Source organism: Qipengyuania benthica (genome assembly GCF_030717865.1).
Classification (GTDB): Bacteria; Pseudomonadota; Alphaproteobacteria; order Sphingomonadales; family Sphingomonadaceae; genus Qipengyuania; species Qipengyuania benthica.
Genome location: NZ_JAVAIL010000002.1, coordinates 243,529 through 258,721 on the forward strand (window position 1 = coordinate 243,529; position 15,193 = coordinate 258,721).

The 15,193-nt window shown below is 66.4% G+C and carries 14 protein-coding genes; 6 read left to right on the forward strand and 8 right to left on the reverse strand.

Annotation, left to right across the window (positions count from 1 at the left end):
• Positions 1–40: 40 nt before the first annotated feature.
• Complete coding sequence (locus tag Q9K01_RS06480; RefSeq protein WP_305929401.1) at positions 41–463, forward strand: hypothetical protein; 423 nt, start codon at positions 41–43, stop codon at positions 461–463.
• A 22-nt stretch (positions 464–485) separates the two neighbouring features.
• Here Q9K01_RS06480 and Q9K01_RS06485 read toward each other — a convergent pair whose 3' ends face one another.
• The 3 genes from Q9K01_RS06485 to Q9K01_RS06495 form a co-directional block, all read right to left on the reverse strand.
• Entirely contained in the window at positions 486–1,778 is a 1,293-nt protein-coding gene (locus Q9K01_RS06485) for a spinster family MFS transporter (protein WP_305929402.1), read from the reverse strand.
• An 81-nt stretch (positions 1,779–1,859) separates the two neighbouring features.
• Complete coding sequence (locus Q9K01_RS06490; RefSeq protein WP_305929403.1) at positions 1,860–3,062, reverse strand: exo-beta-N-acetylmuramidase NamZ family protein; 1,203 nt, start codon at positions 3,060–3,062, stop codon at positions 1,860–1,862.
• Positions 3,059–3,589, reverse strand: a complete 531-nt coding sequence (locus Q9K01_RS06495) for a DOMON-like domain-containing protein (RefSeq protein ID WP_340324261.1) — start codon at positions 3,587–3,589, stop codon at positions 3,059–3,061. Before Q9K01_RS06495 ends, Q9K01_RS06490 begins: the two co-directional genes overlap by 4 nt.
• Positions 3,590–3,630: 41 nt before the next feature.
• Here Q9K01_RS06495 and tyrS point away from each other — a divergent pair, with 41 nt between their 5' ends.
• From tyrS to cysK, 4 genes are all read left to right on the forward strand, one after another.
• Complete coding sequence (gene tyrS, locus Q9K01_RS06500) at positions 3,631–4,860, forward strand: tyrosine--tRNA ligase (RefSeq protein WP_305929405.1); 1,230 nt, start codon at positions 3,631–3,633, stop codon at positions 4,858–4,860.
• A gap of 110 nt (positions 4,861–4,970) precedes the next feature.
• Entirely contained in the window at positions 4,971–5,309 is a 339-nt protein-coding gene (locus Q9K01_RS06505; protein ID WP_305929406.1) for a PilZ domain-containing protein, read from the forward strand.
• A gap of 79 nt (positions 5,310–5,388) precedes the next feature.
• Positions 5,389–6,681, forward strand: a complete 1,293-nt coding sequence (locus Q9K01_RS06510) for an MFS transporter (protein WP_305929407.1) — start codon at positions 5,389–5,391, stop codon at positions 6,679–6,681.
• On the forward strand, positions 6,678–7,598 hold the full coding sequence (cysK, locus tag Q9K01_RS06515) for a cysteine synthase A (protein ID WP_305929408.1): 921 nt from the start codon (positions 6,678–6,680) through the stop codon (positions 7,596–7,598). Before Q9K01_RS06510 ends, cysK begins: the two co-directional genes overlap by 4 nt.
• Before the next feature lie 96 nt (positions 7,599–7,694).
• Here cysK and Q9K01_RS06520 read toward each other — a convergent pair whose 3' ends face one another.
• The 4 genes from Q9K01_RS06520 to Q9K01_RS06535 form a co-directional block, all read right to left on the reverse strand.
• A complete protein-coding gene (locus Q9K01_RS06520; RefSeq protein WP_305929409.1) occupies positions 7,695–9,500 on the reverse strand; it encodes an acyl-CoA dehydrogenase C-terminal domain-containing protein in 1,806 nt (601 codons plus the stop codon).
• A gap of 67 nt (positions 9,501–9,567) precedes the next feature.
• Entirely contained in the window at positions 9,568–10,047 is a 480-nt protein-coding gene (locus tag Q9K01_RS06525; protein WP_305929410.1) for a MerR family transcriptional regulator, read from the reverse strand.
• 32 nt (positions 10,048–10,079) lie between these two features.
• Entirely contained in the window at positions 10,080–10,454 is a 375-nt protein-coding gene (gene hisI / locus Q9K01_RS06530) for a phosphoribosyl-AMP cyclohydrolase (RefSeq protein WP_305929411.1), read from the reverse strand.
• A gap of 308 nt (positions 10,455–10,762) precedes the next feature.
• On the reverse strand, positions 10,763–11,593 hold the full coding sequence (locus tag Q9K01_RS06535; RefSeq protein ID WP_305929412.1) for a ComF family protein: 831 nt from the start codon (positions 11,591–11,593) through the stop codon (positions 10,763–10,765).
• A 54-nt stretch (positions 11,594–11,647) separates the two neighbouring features.
• Between Q9K01_RS06535 and Q9K01_RS06540 the strand changes: the two genes are divergently transcribed.
• On the forward strand, positions 11,648–12,391 hold the full coding sequence (locus Q9K01_RS06540) for a methyltransferase domain-containing protein (RefSeq protein ID WP_305929413.1): 744 nt from the start codon (positions 11,648–11,650) through the stop codon (positions 12,389–12,391).
• Here Q9K01_RS06540 and ppdK read toward each other — a convergent pair.
• Entirely contained in the window at positions 12,388–15,051 is a 2,664-nt protein-coding gene (gene ppdK, locus Q9K01_RS06545) for a pyruvate, phosphate dikinase (RefSeq protein WP_305929414.1), read from the reverse strand. The genes Q9K01_RS06540 and ppdK overlap by 4 nt on opposite strands.
• Positions 15,052–15,193 lie beyond the last annotated feature (142 nt).

The following is a 15,193-nucleotide window of genomic DNA, read 5'->3' on the forward strand; positions in this document are numbered from 1 at the left end:
CGGGTATTGATGTATTCTCCCGATTTTGAGGAGAGTGATCGTGGGGACACCGATCACCCTGACCAGCGCGCTGTTCCTACTCGTTGCTGCGGCTCCCGAACTGGAACGGGGCCGGAGTTCTGATGCCGCACCACCCAATTCCGTGCAGACCGATACTGCGAACGTTTCGGATGCAACCCTTCCCGCCATGCCGTCCTATCGCGAGCCCTCAATTGCCTGGAAGACGGTGGAAGAAGCGGTATCGGACGCGGCGGTCTGCCGGGACCGCCTCCATCTTGCGCGCGAGCAGATGGGGCAACCTCCCCTTCGGCGAGAACCGGTGACCGGTGAAGAACCGGTGCTGATCTGGGCCGTCGACCGCCGCGAGGATGGCTGCGCGGTGCTGGTCGCGAAAGGCGATCCCGACGATATCCGACCGATCCCGCAGGTCGAGAAGCATTACGGGCTGCGCCCCGCGCGTTAGGCGGGTCAGCCCTTCCGCCCCCTTACCCCTTCCGGTCGAGTTCCTCGTTCAGCCGCAGGCTGCAGCGCCAGAAGAAGAACGCCGGGATCAGTCCCAGGAAGGCCGCACCGTAAAGCACGTAGCGCACGCTTTCCTCGCCAAAGCCGGGCTGCAGCAGGTCCGACAGCATGCCGAAGAACAGCGGGCCGAGCCCCAGTCCGATCAGGTTCTGGAAGAACAGCAGCACCGCCGCCGCGATCGCCCGCGCGCGCAGCGGCACGAGGCCCTGTGCGGCGGAATAGGTCGGTCCGTAATAGAGCGAATTGCACAAGGTCGGCACGATCAGCAGTGCCAGCGCCACCTGCCAGGTCGCAGCCTGATAGGCGAGGAAGGCGATCGGCGCAGCGACCGCCATCGCCACCGCGGGTGCGGTCAGCACGTGGCGGCGGTTCTTCGCCCCGAAGCGATCCGCCAGATAGCCGCCAAGCCAGGTGCCCAGAATGCCAGCCGCGCCGTTGATGACCCCGAACCAGAACCCGACCTCTCCCGGGGTGAGATCGTGCGTGCGCTGGAAGAAGATCGTCGTCCAGGTGGTCTTGCCATAGGCGAGGAATGAGGCGGTCGAGCCGGCGAGCAGCAGCAGCACGAAGGCACGCGAGCGCATCACCGTGCGCACCGAAGTCCACAGCGACATCTCGGGCGGCGGCGTGCTGTGTTCCGCGAGCGTTGCGCTCATCCCGCGCCGCGGCTCGCGCAGCATGAAATGGACCACCAATGCCATCGCCACTCCGGGCAGGCCGACGAACAGGAACGCCATCCGCCAGCCCACCCAGTCGGCGAGCAGGCCGCCGATCATCATCCCCAGCAGCGTGCCCACCGGGATACCGAGCGAGTAGAAGGCCAGCGCCGAACTGCGCCGCTCGGGCGGGACAAGGTCGCTGATCAGCGAATGCGCCGGCGGGGTGCATCCCGCCTCGCCGACACCGACCCCGATCCGCGCCAGCAGCAGCTGGTAGAAGTTCTGCGCCAGCCCGCACAGCGCGGTCATTGCCGACCAGGTTGCGAGCGCGATCGCGATCAGCCGCGGACGATTGGTGGTGGCGCGGTCGGAATAGCGCGCGATCGGCAATCCGAGCAGGGTGTAGAACAGCGCGAAGGCGAGCCCCGTCATCAGCCCGATCTGCGTGTCGCTCAGCCCCAGATCGAGCGCGATCGGTTCTGCGAGGATGTTGACGATCTGGCGATCGATGAAGTTGAAGATGTAGACCATCAGCAGGATCCACAAGGTGGCTCTCACCGAATTGGGTGTGGCGGCGGTTTGTGCGGCTGACGCCATATTCGACCCTCTCCTGAAACGCGGGTATGCCCGTCGCCCGGAGCGAACCTTCCCTAGTCGGGGCCGCCCGTCAACAGGCGATCACTCGTAGCGCAGGAGCGGGGTCGTTTCTTCCAGCCAGCGCGCTTCGTCGGTCGCCGCCAGCCGATCGAGATCGCCCGGCGCGGCCTGCGGATCGTCAACCCATTCGCGCAAAGCCGGGCCGCCGTTGATGACGTCGATCGCCAGCCGCTCGAGCTCGTACTCATAGGGGAAGTCGCGCCACAGATCGTAATCGGGGTGCAGCGTGCGAATCGCCTTGAACGCCAGCGCCTGCAACCGCCAGGGGCGGAAGGCGTCATGATCGTAGTCCGGCCCCTCGGCATGGACCATCAAGGCGCTGCACAGTTCGCCCGAATGCTTATGGAAGGTCGGGGTGAACCAGCAGGGGCGCAAGGTGCAGCCCGCCAGCCATTCGGGCGCGAGCGCCTGCATCTTGGCCAGCACCGCCCCGGCATCCAGATCGGGCGCGCCGAACGGCACTTCGAGCGGCCTTGTGGTGCCGCGCCCCTCGCTCAGATTGGTGCCCTCGAGCATGACCGTGCCGGCATAGGCGCGCGCCATGTTGACGCTGGCGGCGTTGGGCGACGGGTTGATCCAGATGCGATCCTGCGGCCAGCCGAAGCCGGGCGCCTCGCCGGGCCGCCAGCCCACCATCTCCACCACGCGGTAGTCCACATCGAGATCGAACCGCCCGATGAACCAGTCGCCCATCTCTCCCATCGTCAGCCCGTGCCGCATCGGCATTTCCGCCGCGCCGACGAAGCTTTCCTGCCCCGGGACCAGCAGCGTGCCCTCGACCGGGCGCCCCGCCGGATTTGGGCGGTCGAGCACCCAGACCTCCTTGCCGTGGCGCGCCGCTTCCTCGAGCAGGTAGAGCAGCGTGGTGACGAAGGTGTAGATCCGGCAACCCAGGTCCTGGAGATCGAACAGGAACACATCGGCGCTGGACATCATCTGGCCGGTGGGGCGGCGCACCTCGCCATAGAGGCTGAACACGGGGATGCCATAGACGGGATCGGTCTCGTCGCCGGTCTCGATCATATTGTCCTGCTTGTCGCCCTTCAGACCATGCTGTGGGCCGAAGGCGCTGGTGACGTTCACCCCGGCGGCGATCAGTGCGTCGAGCGAATGGGTGAGATCCCGCGTCACCGAAGCCGGATGCGCGACGAGCGCGACGCGTTTGCCGTCGAGAGGCCGGCGCAGGGCGGGGTCGGCAAGCAGCCGGTCGATACCGAATTTCATGGCGGCAGCGGTGCCGCAAGCCTCGCGGTGAAGCAAGCCGGATCGTGGAAATCGGGCTTGTCCGAGGCATGGGTCAGCGCCCAGTAGCTCTTCGTCCCGTCGGTCTCCTCGATCACCGCGCTCGCGCCGAAAGCGGCGGGCAGTTCGGGAAGCCCGCCAAGAGGGATCGCGGCGTCGAACAGCGAGAAGGCGGACCCTGCGCGCCAACTGCACACCGGCGCGCGCGGCAGTTTGCGCTGCCGCATCCCGGCGCGATATCCGGTGAAATCATAACCCGCCCAGCGCTCGGACGGCGAGAGGTTGAACTCGGCATAGGCCGGCCCCTCGCCATGCTGCACGAAAAGTTCGAAGCAGGTCGCCTCCCACAATCCATCCGCCCTGCCCCGCCCCGCCAGCGGCGGGATGGCGAGCGCGCCCACGCCCGACACCCGCCAGCGCAGGGTCAGCCAGTGCTCGGTCGGCTGCCACGAAAAGCGCACTTGCCAGTCGCCCGCGGGCGGGTTCGCGGGGTGCGGCGTCAAATCCATCTGTTGCACCCGGGCTCCCCCATGCTAGCGCCCTGACCATCATGACCAGCTACACTTCCGATCTGATGCGCCTGCTCGACGAGCGCGGCTATATCCACCAGGCGACCGATGCCAAGGGCCTCGATGCGCTCGCCGCAAAGCAGATCGTGCCAGGATATATCGGCTTCGATCCCACCGCGCCATCGCTGCATATCGGCAGCCTGGTCCAGATCATGATGCTGCGCCGGCTGCAGCAGGCGGGACACAAGCCCATCGTGGTGATGGGCGGCGGCACCGGCAAGATCGGCGATCCCTCGTTCCGCGACGAAAGCCGCAAGCTGATGAACGATGCGACCATCGCCGAGAACGTCGCCGGTATCTTCACGGTCTTCGATCGCCTGCTGACCTTCGGCACCGGTCCCACCGACGCGGTAATGGTCAACAACGACGAGTGGCTGGGCGAGCTCGGCTATCTCGAGATGCTGCGCGATGTCGGGCCGCATTTCACCGTCAACCGGATGCTCACCTTCGATTCGGTCAAGCAGCGGCTCGAGCGCGAGCAGGCGCTGACCTTCCTGGAATTCAACTACATGATCCTCCAGGCCTATGATTTCGTCGAGCTGGCGCGGCGCTACGACTGCAGACTGCAAATGGGCGGCAGCGATCAATGGGGCAATATCGTCAACGGGCTCGAGCTCGGGCGGCGGATGGAGGGGCGCGAGCTGTTCGGGCTGACGACGCCGCTGCTCACCACTGCCGACGGGTCCAAGATGGGCAAGACCGCCTCGGGCGCCGTCTGGCTCAACGAGGCGCAGCTGCCGGCGTATGACTTCTGGCAGTACTGGCGCAATGTCGACGACCGCGATGTCGGGCGCTTCCTCAGGCTGTTCACCGATCTTGCGCTCGACGAGATCGCGCGCCTCGAAGCCCTCGAGGGCAGCGAAATCAACGCCGCGAAGATCGTGCTCGCCAATGCGGTGACCGCGCTGGTGCGCGGTCCGGAGGCTGCCGCTGTCGCCGAAGCGACTGCCTCGGCAACCTTCGCCGGGGGCGGACTGGGCGAGGACCTCCCCGTGCTTCGGCTGGGCGCCGACGGCATGCGGATCGGCGCCGCGCTGACCGAGCTTGGCTTCACCGCTTCCAACGGCGAAGCCAAGCGCAAGCTGGCCGAAGGCGCGGTCAAGCTCGACGGCGTGACCATGGACGATGTCGGCCATCTGCTGACGCTGCCACCGGGCGCCGAGGCGCGTCTCAGCCTCGGCAAAAAGAAACATGCGATCATCCGGGGCTGACTTGCGCCAGAGCGCGTAATTGCCCGCCGTTTGGCCAATCCGGCTTTACCAATTGTCAGCCTTTCCAGCCCAATATGGCGGTCCACAGTGAACACGGAGGATTGGCTATCATGGGTGCCGGAGCTCAGCTCAGCGTCACCGACAAGCGGCGCATGGCGCGCCACCCGGTCGATCACCCCGTCATCGCGGAGCATTTCCGCGTCGGCGACCTGCGGATGCATATCGCGAACATCTCCGCCAATGGTTTCATGATCGACGATGCCAAGAATCTGGCGCGCGGCGACCGGGTCATCATCCGCCTGCCGATCGTCGGACGGATCGAAGCCTATTGCATCTGGATCCGCGACAATCGCGCCGGTTTCCAGTACGAGCGGATCATTCGCCCGGATGATTTCATCGCCATGATCGACCAGCTCCAGCCCAATCCGCGGCTGCGCCGCAATCGCTGACGCCTGAACGCCCGCCGGGTTTAACCGCTGGCAGGGGAAGTTTCTTCCCTTGCCGCGCGCCCGCTGCCATGGGCCGCGCGTGAGCGAGCCCACCCACCCCTTCCGCGTCCATAATTTCCGCGCCTATTGGGTCAGTCGTCTGGCGATGACGCTGGCGCAATATGCGATGATGCTGATCATCGCCTGGCAGGTCTACAACATCGCCCGCGACGGCGGTTCGTCGGTGGCCGAAGCCTCGGGCCAGCTGGCGCTGATCGGCCTGTTCCAGTTCGTCCCGCTATTCCTGCTGACGCCGTTCTCGGGGTTGGCCGCCGACCGCTTCGACCGCCGCAATGTCGCGCGGCTCACGGTGCTGGTGCAGTTCGGCTGCGCCGCCGCACTGGGCTGGCTGACCTGGCAGGATACCATCGCGCTCGAATGGCTCTACGCGATAGCGGTCGTGCTGGGGGTGGTGCGCGCCTTCAACGGCCCCGCGCTCTCCGCGCTCGCTCCCAATCTGGTGCCGCGCTCGATCCTCCCCAATGCGATCGCGCTGTCGAGCATCGCCTGGCAGGTCGGGATGATCGCCGGCCCGGCGATCGGCGGCTACACCTATGCCATCCTCCCTGCGCTGCCCTATGCCATCGCCGCGGGGCTGTTTCTGGTCTCGCTCACCGCGCTCAGCACGATCGGGCATGTCCCGCGCGCCAACAGCGTCGGAACCGCTCGCCCGATCGCGCAGATCGTCGATGGCCTGCGCTATGTCGGGCGCAACAAGATGGTGCTGGGCGCGATCACGCTCGATCTGTTCGCGGTGTTCCTCGCCGGGGCGACCGCGCTGTTCCCGGTCTATGCGCGCGACATCCTGGAAGTCGGCGAGACCGGGCTGGCGCAATTGGCGATGGCCCCCGCCTGCGGCGCGGTGGTGACCGCTTTATGGTTCTCGATCTTCCCGCTCAAGACCCAGGTCGGCCCCAAGATGCTGTGGTCCGTGGCAGTGTTCGGCGCCGCGACCGTCGCTTTCGGCCTCTCGACCTGGATGCCGCTCAGCCTGGCGATGCTGTTCGTGATCGGCGCCGCCGACATGTTCAGCGTCTATATCCGCCAGTCGCTGATCCAGCTGCACACGCCCGACGACAAGCGCGGCCGGGTGTCCTCGGTCAGCCTGCTGACGATCAGCGCATCCAACGAATTCGGCGATTTCTTCTCCGGCTCGCTGGCATTCCTGATCGGGCCGGTCGCCGCGGTGGTCAGCGGCGGAATCGGCGCGATCGTCACGGTCGGCTTGTGGACCCGCGTCTTTCCTGTTTTGCGTACCACGCGGACCTTCGACCCGCCTGAGGAATTGGTAGAAGAGACACCCGAAGAACAATTGCAGGAGCGCATTCCATGAAAGCCCCATCCGTCCTCGCCACCATCGGCAACACCCCGCATATCCGCCTTTCCCGGCTGTTTCCCGATCACGAGGTCTGGGTGAAGAGCGAGCGCGGCAATCCCGGCGGCTCGATCAAGGACCGGATCGCGCTGGCGATGGTGGAAGATGCGGAGAAGTCGGGCAAGTTGCGCCCCGGCGGGACGATCATCGAGCCGACCAGCGGCAACACCGGGATCGGTCTGGCGATGGTCGCCGCGGTCAAGGGTTACAAGCTCGTGCTGGTCATGCCCGAGAGCATGAGCATCGAGCGCCGCCGGCTGATGCTGGCCTATGGCGCCAGCTTCGATCTCACCGACAAGGCCAAGGGGATGAAGGGCGCGATCGAGCGCGCCGGCGAACTGGTAGCGCAGACCGAAGGCGCCTGGATGGCGAGCCAGTTCGACAACGACGCGAACTGGAAGGTCCATGCCGATATCACCGCCAAGGAAATCATGGCCGATTTCGGCGACACGCCGATCGATGCGATGATCACCGGGGTCGGCACCGGCGGCCATATCACCGGCTGCGCCGAAGTTCTCAAGGGCGTATGGCCGACGATGAAGGCCTATGCGGTGGAGCCTACCGGCTCGCCGGTGATCTCGGGCGGGCAGCCCGGCCCGCACCCGATCCAGGGTATCGGCGCGGGCTTCATCCCCGGCAATCTGCACACCAAGAGCATCGACGGCGCGATCCAGGTCGATCCCGAGGATGCCAAGGAATGGGCGCGCAAATCGGCCAGCGTCGAAGGGCTGCTGGTCGGCATCTCGAGCGGCGCGACGTTGGCGGCGATCGCCAGCAAGCTTCCCGAGTTGGGCGATGGTACCAGGGTGCTGGGCTTCAACTACGACACCGGCGAGCGTTATCTCTCGGTGGCGGACTTCCTGCCCGAGGAATAGTCGCCGCAGGGGCTCGCAAAACCAGTCCGCGCCGCAACTCCTTCGGGGAGCCGCGGCGCGGATGGCTTTCTGTCGACCAGTTTTCGCGTTGCGAACCTACGCCGCGGTGGCGAAAGCCTCCTCGCCCAGCGCCATCATGCTGTCGCTGCCCGTCTCGATCTTGCGGCGGAAGGCGCCGACATCGGGCAGGTAGCGGTCCATGAAATATCGCGCGGTCGCCAGCTTGGTTTCGTAGAACGCCGCATCGTCCCCGCCCTCGGCCAGCTTGGCTTGCGCAACCTTGGCCATCCGCAACCACATGAAGCCCAGCGTCACGATGCCCATCATGTGCATGTAATGATGCGCGCCGGCTCCCAGATGGTTGGGGTTCTGCATCGCATTGCTCATGAACCACATGGTCGCCGCCTGCTGCTCGGCCAGAGCCTTGCCGAGCGCCTCGGCGATCGGACCAAGCGCCTCGTCGCCCTTGGCCTGCTCGACCTCCTCGCCGACCATCGTGAAGAACGCCTGAATGCCTGCGCCGCCCTTCTGCGCCAGCTTGCGTCCGCACAGATCCATCGCCTGGATTCCATTTGTGCCTTCGTAAATCTGCGCGATGCGGGCGTCGCGGACGAACTGTTCCATGCCCCATTCGCGGATGTAGCCGTGGCCGCCGAACACCTGCTGCATATTGGTCGCGACCTCATAGCCCTTGTCGGTGCCATAGCCCTTGATCACCGGGGTCAGCAGCCCGATGATCAGATCGGCCTTTTCGCGCTCTTCCTCGGTCTCGGCCTTGTGGCTCAGATCGACCTGCAATGCGCCCCACAGACACAGCGCGCGCATGCCCTCGGTGAAGGCCTTGGCATCCATCAGCATCCGGCGGACATCGGGGTGGACGAAGATCGGATCGGCCTGCGCCTCGGGCTCGGCAGGGCCGGTCAGCGCCCTGCCCTGCCGCCGGTCGAGCGCATAGGCGACCGCGTTCTGATAGGCGGCCTCGGCCTGGCTCAGACCCTGGACGCCGACCCCGAGGCGCGCGGCGTTCATCATGATGAACATGGCGGCAAGACCCTTGTTCTCCTCGCCGACCAGCCAGCCCTTGGCGGCGTCGTAATTGAGCAGGCAGGTCGAATTGCCGTGGATGCCCATCTTCTCCTCGATCGAGCCGCAGACGACGGTGTTGCGCTCGCCCACCGAACCGTCCTCGTTGACGAGGAACTTGGGCACCACGAACAGCGAGATGCCCTTGGTGCTGTCCGGCGCGCCGGGGGTCTTCGCGAGCACCAGATGGATGATGTTCGAGGTCATGTCGTGCTCGCCGGCCGAGATGAAGATCTTGGTGCCGGTCAGCGCGTAGCTGCCATCGGCCTGCGGCTCGGCCTTGGTGCGGATCATGCCCAGATCGGTGCCGCATTGCGGCTCGGTGAGGTTCATCGTTCCCGACCATTCGCCCGAGATCATCTTGGGCAGATACATGTCCTTCTGCTCCTGCGATCCCTTGGCGATCAGCGCCGAGACCGCGCCATTGGTCAGCCCGGGATACATGCCGAAAGCCTGGTTGGCCGAGGAGATGAACTCCTCCAGCGCGAAGCCGAGCGCATGCGGCATGCCCTGCCCGCCGAATTCCTCGGGTGCGGCGATCGTGCCCCAGCCGGCTTCGACGAACTGTGTATAGGCCTCCTTGAACCCGGGCGGCGTGGTGACCGAGCCATCCTCGTGGCGGGTGCAGCCTTCCTCGTCGCCGACGCGGTTGAGCGGCGCGAGCACCTCGGCGCAGAACTTGCCGCCTTCGCCGAGCACGGCATCGCTGACATCGGCGGTCGCCATCTCGAAGCCGGGCAGGTGCGCATAGCCGGCGAGATCGAGCATCTCGTTGAGGATGAAGCGGGCGTCGCGGGTCGGAGCGGTATAGCTGGGCATGGGAGTGTCCTTGGTAGGTAGGCTGGGGGTGGGTAGGCTGGGGGTGGGTAGGATCTGAAGCGGAAGATTATCTTGCAGGATCGAGCGATTCGACGTGGCCGATGAAGTCGGTCAGTTCCTTGATCGAACTGTCGATATCGGCACGCTGCTTTTTCAGTTTGGCGACATGCTTGCGGCATTTCTCGACCGTGACGCGGCGCTGTTCCACCCGGCCGTCGTCGAGATCGTAGAGATCGATCATCTCGCGGATCTCGGTCAGCGAGAAGCCGACGTTCTTGGCGCGCATGATCCAGGCTAGCCGGGCGCGGTCGCGTTGCGAATAGATCCGCGACAGGCCGACCCGCGAGGGGGCGATCAGGCCCTCGTCCTCGTAGAAGCGCAACGCCCGCGCGGTGCAGCCGAATTCCGAAGTGAGGTCGGAAATGGTGAACTGCTCGCGGGCGAGCTTGTCGGGGCGATCGAGCAAGGCGCCCGATCCGCCACGAATTTGGCCGCGACCAGATTTATCGGGTGCCCGATCGGGGGATTGGGTACTGGCTGTCGTCATGCGGCTCCGGGTACAGTCCGCTTACGTAAACGTCAACTCGTGACGCGGGCAAGCGAGCCATTCTCCAGCCGGCGGTAGAGGCAGCTCACCGCGCCTGTATGGCAGGTCGGCCCCGCCGGGCGGCAGCGCAGGACGAGCGCATCCTGATCGCAATCGACCAGGATTTCCTCGACCGCGAGCGTGTGGCCCGAAGACTCGCCCTTCTTCCACAATCGGCCCCGCGATCTGGAATGGAAGTGCGCCTCTCCGCTCGCGAGAGTGGCGTCGAGCGCTTCCTCGTCCATGAAGGCGACCATCAGGACCTGCAGGCTCGAGGCTTCGACCACCACCGCGGTCAGCAGTCCCCGATCGTCGAACTTGGGAAGAAAACGCGTACCCTGTTCGCGTTCGGCGCTATCCGTGGTCATCGGCGATCCTTGCGTTGAATATACTGATATTTGTTGCACAGCCGCAACAGCGGCTTCTTAAAACTGCCGATAGCAAAATTGCCGGTTTGAGGAACGGCGGTTTGGTGGAATATTCGCACTGTGGCTCGAAAGAGCTATCCGCTTGGCGAGGGTACCGAATAGAGCACCGGGTTCGGGGGGTACAAGGAGCGCTGCCGGCCTTCGGGGCTTGTTTTCGGGGCATGGCGCGCATCAAGCGATGAGGGATAGGACCCGGCGTATTCATGGGGGGTGCGCCAGCCCTTCGAGGGAGGGTCCGCTAACATTCGTCACGTGGCGCCCGAGACCTTCGTGGTCTCGGGCGTTTCGCTTTGTGGCAGCGATGCGGGTTGCGCGATCGTGGCGCTGTGCTCGCCATCGAGAACTCTTGCGAAGCAGCAGATCGTAACGCTGGTCGCGCCCGCCCGTTTGAGGGCGGCGACGCAGGCCTGCGAGGTCGCGCCGCTGGTGAGGACGTCGTCGACCAGGATCACCTCCCGTCCGCGCACCGCTTGCGCCCCGCGCTCGCTGACGCGGATGGCGCCCGAGAGCGCGCGGCGGCGGGCCTTCGCCCCCAGCCCGCCCAGGGTCGGGGTAGGCTTGCTGCGGACCAGCGCGTCGACCGCCAATGTCCCATGACCCAGCGCCGCAAGCCCGCGAGCAAGCAGCGCCGCCTGGTTGAAACCGCGATACCACAACCGCCGGCGGTGCAGCGGGACCGGGACGATGATCCGGTCCGACGGGGTGGGAAGCCGCGCCGCCATCAACCGCGCCAGCATCGGCGCGAGCGCGATCCGGCGGCCGTGCTTGAAGGCGAGGACGAGTCGGCGCGAGACGTCGTTGTAGAGCGTCGCCGCAGCGATACCGGCGTGGTTGGGCGGTGAGAACATGCAAGGCGCGCAGACGGCGCCAGCCTCCAGAACCGAGCCGGCGAAAGGACGCTGGCACAATGCACAGCCCGGTTCGGAGGGGATTTCGAGCTGCTCCCAGCAGGCGGCGCATAAGCCCACCTGCTGCGCGATTCCCTCGCCGCAGACCGGGCAGCGCGGCGGGTAGACCAGATCCACCGCGGGGCCGAGCGTCTGGGCGAGAAAGCGGCGGGCGGATCGCAGCGCGGGCATGGCGCGCAAGCTGCACCGCTTGCGCGGCGGTGACAAGCTCGGCAGGGACCCGCCATGTCCTCACCCGCCCCGCCCCGCATCTTCTCCCCCGCTCGCCGGGAGGCTTCGTGGCATCGCGCGGAGCGCCGGCAAAGGCGCGAGGGGGCAGCGCGTTTCGTGATCGAGGATATGGCGGAGGACTTCGCCGAGCGAATCGGTTTCATGCAGTTGGCGCCCGAGCGTGCCCTGCTGATGGGTTCGCTGGGTGGAGGCTTGCCGGGGCTGAAAGAGGTCACCCGTGCCGCGCCCGGGGATTTCGACGAGGAGCTTCCCTTCCCCGGCCGTCCCTATGATTTCATCGCCAGTTTCGAGACGCTGGCAACGGTCAACGACCTGCCGGCCGCGCTGCTCCACATGCGCTGCGCGCTGGCCGAGGGCGGCGTCGCGATGGCGAGCCTCGTCGGGGCCGGGAGCCTCGCGAACCTGCGTCGCGCGATGATCGCCGCCGAGCCCGAGCGGCCCGCGCCGCGGATGCATCCGCTGGTGGACAACCGCGCCGCGACCGCGCTGCTCGAACGCGCGGGGTTCCGGCGCTTCGTGGTCGATTCGCGCGAGCTTTCGGTCGCCTATCGCTCGCTCGACCGGCTCGTCGCGGACCTGCGCGATCAGGCGCTGGGCAACCAGCTCGCGCGGGTCGCCCCGCCGCTGGGCCGCGCGGCGCTGGAGCGAGTCCGCGCGGCATTTCTCGACCACGCCGACGAACAGGGTCGAGTGGTCGAGAAATTCGAGATTCTCACCCTAACCGGTTGGAAAGCCTAGCGTAAGCTCGCCTGCGCCGCCGCCAGACGGGCGATCGGCACGCGGTAGGGCGAGGCCGAGACATAATCCAGCCCGACCTCCTCGCAAAAGCCGATCGAGGCGGGGTCGCCGCCGTGTTCGCCGCAGATCCCCAGCTTGATGTCGCCGCGGGTTTCCCGGCCGCGTTCCACCGCCATCGACACCAGCTCGCCCACGCCTTCGATATCGAGGCTGACGAAGGGATCGCGCGGGAAGATGCCGCGATCGACATAGGGGCCGAGGAACCGCGCGCTGTCGTCGCGGCTGACCCCAAGCGTCGTCTGGGTGAGGTCGTTGGTCCCGAAGCTGAAGAAATCGGCGTGCTGCGCGATCTGCCCCGCCATCAGCGCGGCGCGCGGCAGCTCGATCATCGTGCCGACCAGATAGTCCACCCGGCGTCCGGCTCTTTCGAACACTTCTTCCGCCACGCGATCGACCAGCGCGCGGAGGATTTCCAGCTCGCGCCTGGTGGCGACCAGCGGAATCATGATCTCGGGCAGCGGTGCCTCGCCGCTTTCCTTCGCCACGTCGCAGACCGCTTCGAAGATGGCGCGCGCCTGCATCTCGTAGATCTCGGGATAGGTGATTCCCAAACGGCAGCCGCGATGGCCGAGCATGGGGTTGAACTCGTGCAGCTCGGCGGCGCGGCGGCGCAGATGATCGACCCCCAGCCCGGTGGCATCGGCGAGCTCGGCGAACTCGGCCTCCTCGTTGGGGAGGAATTCGTGCAGCGGCGGGTCGAGCAGGCGGATCGTGCAGGGCAGCCCGACCATGACCGTGAAGATCGCGTGGAAATCGGCGCGCTGCTCGGGGAGCAGCTTGTCGAGCGCGGCGCGGCGGCCCTTCTCGTCCTCGGCGAGGATCATCTGGCGCACCGCGCTGATCCGGCCTGCGTCGAAGAACATGTGTTCGGTGCGGCACAACCCGATGCCCTCGGCGCCGAACTGGCGCGCCATCCGGCAATCCTGCTCGGTCTCGGCATTGGTGCGGATCCGCATCCTTCGGTGCTCGTCGGCCCATTCCATCAGCGTGCCGAAATCGCCGGCGAGCTCGGGCTCGATGGTCGCGACCTCGCCCGCCATGACCTGGCCGTTGCTGCCGTCGAGCGTGATGACATCGCCCTCCTTCAGCTCGCGATCGCCGATCCGCAGGGTGCGCGCGTCCCGCGAAATCGAGACCTGCGACGCCCCCGAAACACAGGGGCGTCCCATCCCGCGCGCGACCACCGCGGCGTGGCTGGTCATCCCGCCGCGCGCGGTGAGGATGCCGGTGGCGGCGTGCATGCCGTGGATGTCCTCGGGGCTGGTCTCGACCCGGACCAGGATCACCTTCTCGCCGCGCTGCGCCCAGCTTTCGGCGGTCTCGGCGTCGAGCACGATCTTGCCCGAGGCGGCGCCCGGCGAGGCCGGCAGGCCGGTGGTCATCACGTCGCGCTTCGCTTGCGGATCGAGCGTGGGGTGGAGCAGCTGGTCGAGCGCCATGGGATCGATCCGCAGGATCGCCTGCTTGCGGTCGATCAGGCCTTCCCCGACCATGTCCACCGCCATCTTGAGCGCGGCCTTGGCCGTGCGCTTGCCATTGCGGGTCTGCAGCAGCCACAGCTTGCCCTGCTGCACGGTGAACTCGATATCCTGCATGTCGGAATAATGCGCCTCGAGCAGGTCGAACACGCGGGCGAGCTCGGCATAGGCCTCGGGCATCGCCTCTTCCATGCTGGGCTTGTCGGCGCCTGCCGCCTCGCGGCGGGCTCGCGTGAGATATTGCGGGGTTCGGATGCCCGCGACCACGTCCTCGCCCTGCGCATTGACCAGCCATTCGCCGTAATGGGCTTTCTCGCCGGTCGAGGGATCGCGGGTGAAGGCGACGCCGGTGGCGCTGGTGTCGCCCATATTGCCGAACACCATCGCCTGGACGTTGACCGCAGTGCCCATGTCGTGGGGGATATCGTTGAGGCGGCGGTAGATCTTGGCGCGCTCGGTGTCCCAGCTGTCGAACACCGCCGCGATCGCGCCCCACAGCTGCGCCTGGGCATCCTGCGGGAACGGCTGCCCAAGCTCGCGCTCGACGATGGCCTTGTATTCGGCGACCAGCTTCTGCCAGTGCTCGGCCTCGAGCTCGGTGTCGGAATAGAAGCCGGTGTCTTCCTTCACGATCTCGAGCGCTTCCTCGAACAATCCGTGATCGACGCCGAGCACGACGTCGGAATACATCTGGACGAAGCGGCGGTAGCTGTCCCAGGCGAAGCGCGGATCGCCGCTGGTGCGCGCGAGGCCTTCGACCGTTGCGTCGTTGAGCCCGAGGTTGAGCACGGTGTCCATCATCCCCGGCATCGAGATCGCCGCGCCCGAGCGGACCGAGACCAGCAGCGGATCCTCAGGGTCGCCCAGCACCTTGCCCACGGTGCGCTCGACATGGCGCAGCGCCTCGGCGACCTGATCGCGCAGGGCTTGCGGAAAATCGGCGCCGCCCGCGAGATAGGTTAGGCATTCCTCGGTCGCGATGGTGAAGCCCGGGGGCACCGGCAGCCCGATCTCGGCCATCACCGCCAGATTGGCGCCCTTGCCGCCGGTGACCTTCTTGTCCTTCTGGCGCGGGTCGGAATGGCTGGCGTCGCCGCCGAAGTGAAAGACCGATTGCGGCATGTGAACTCCTGTTCGGGTGACGTTCGAAGGGTGACACCGGGTTACAGCGGTGTCACCCTGATCCGGTTTGGCGAACCCATTAAATTCAAGGCGTTATCGCGAATTTACGCCTCCAGGGTGACAGATCGGGGGTAAGGGGGGT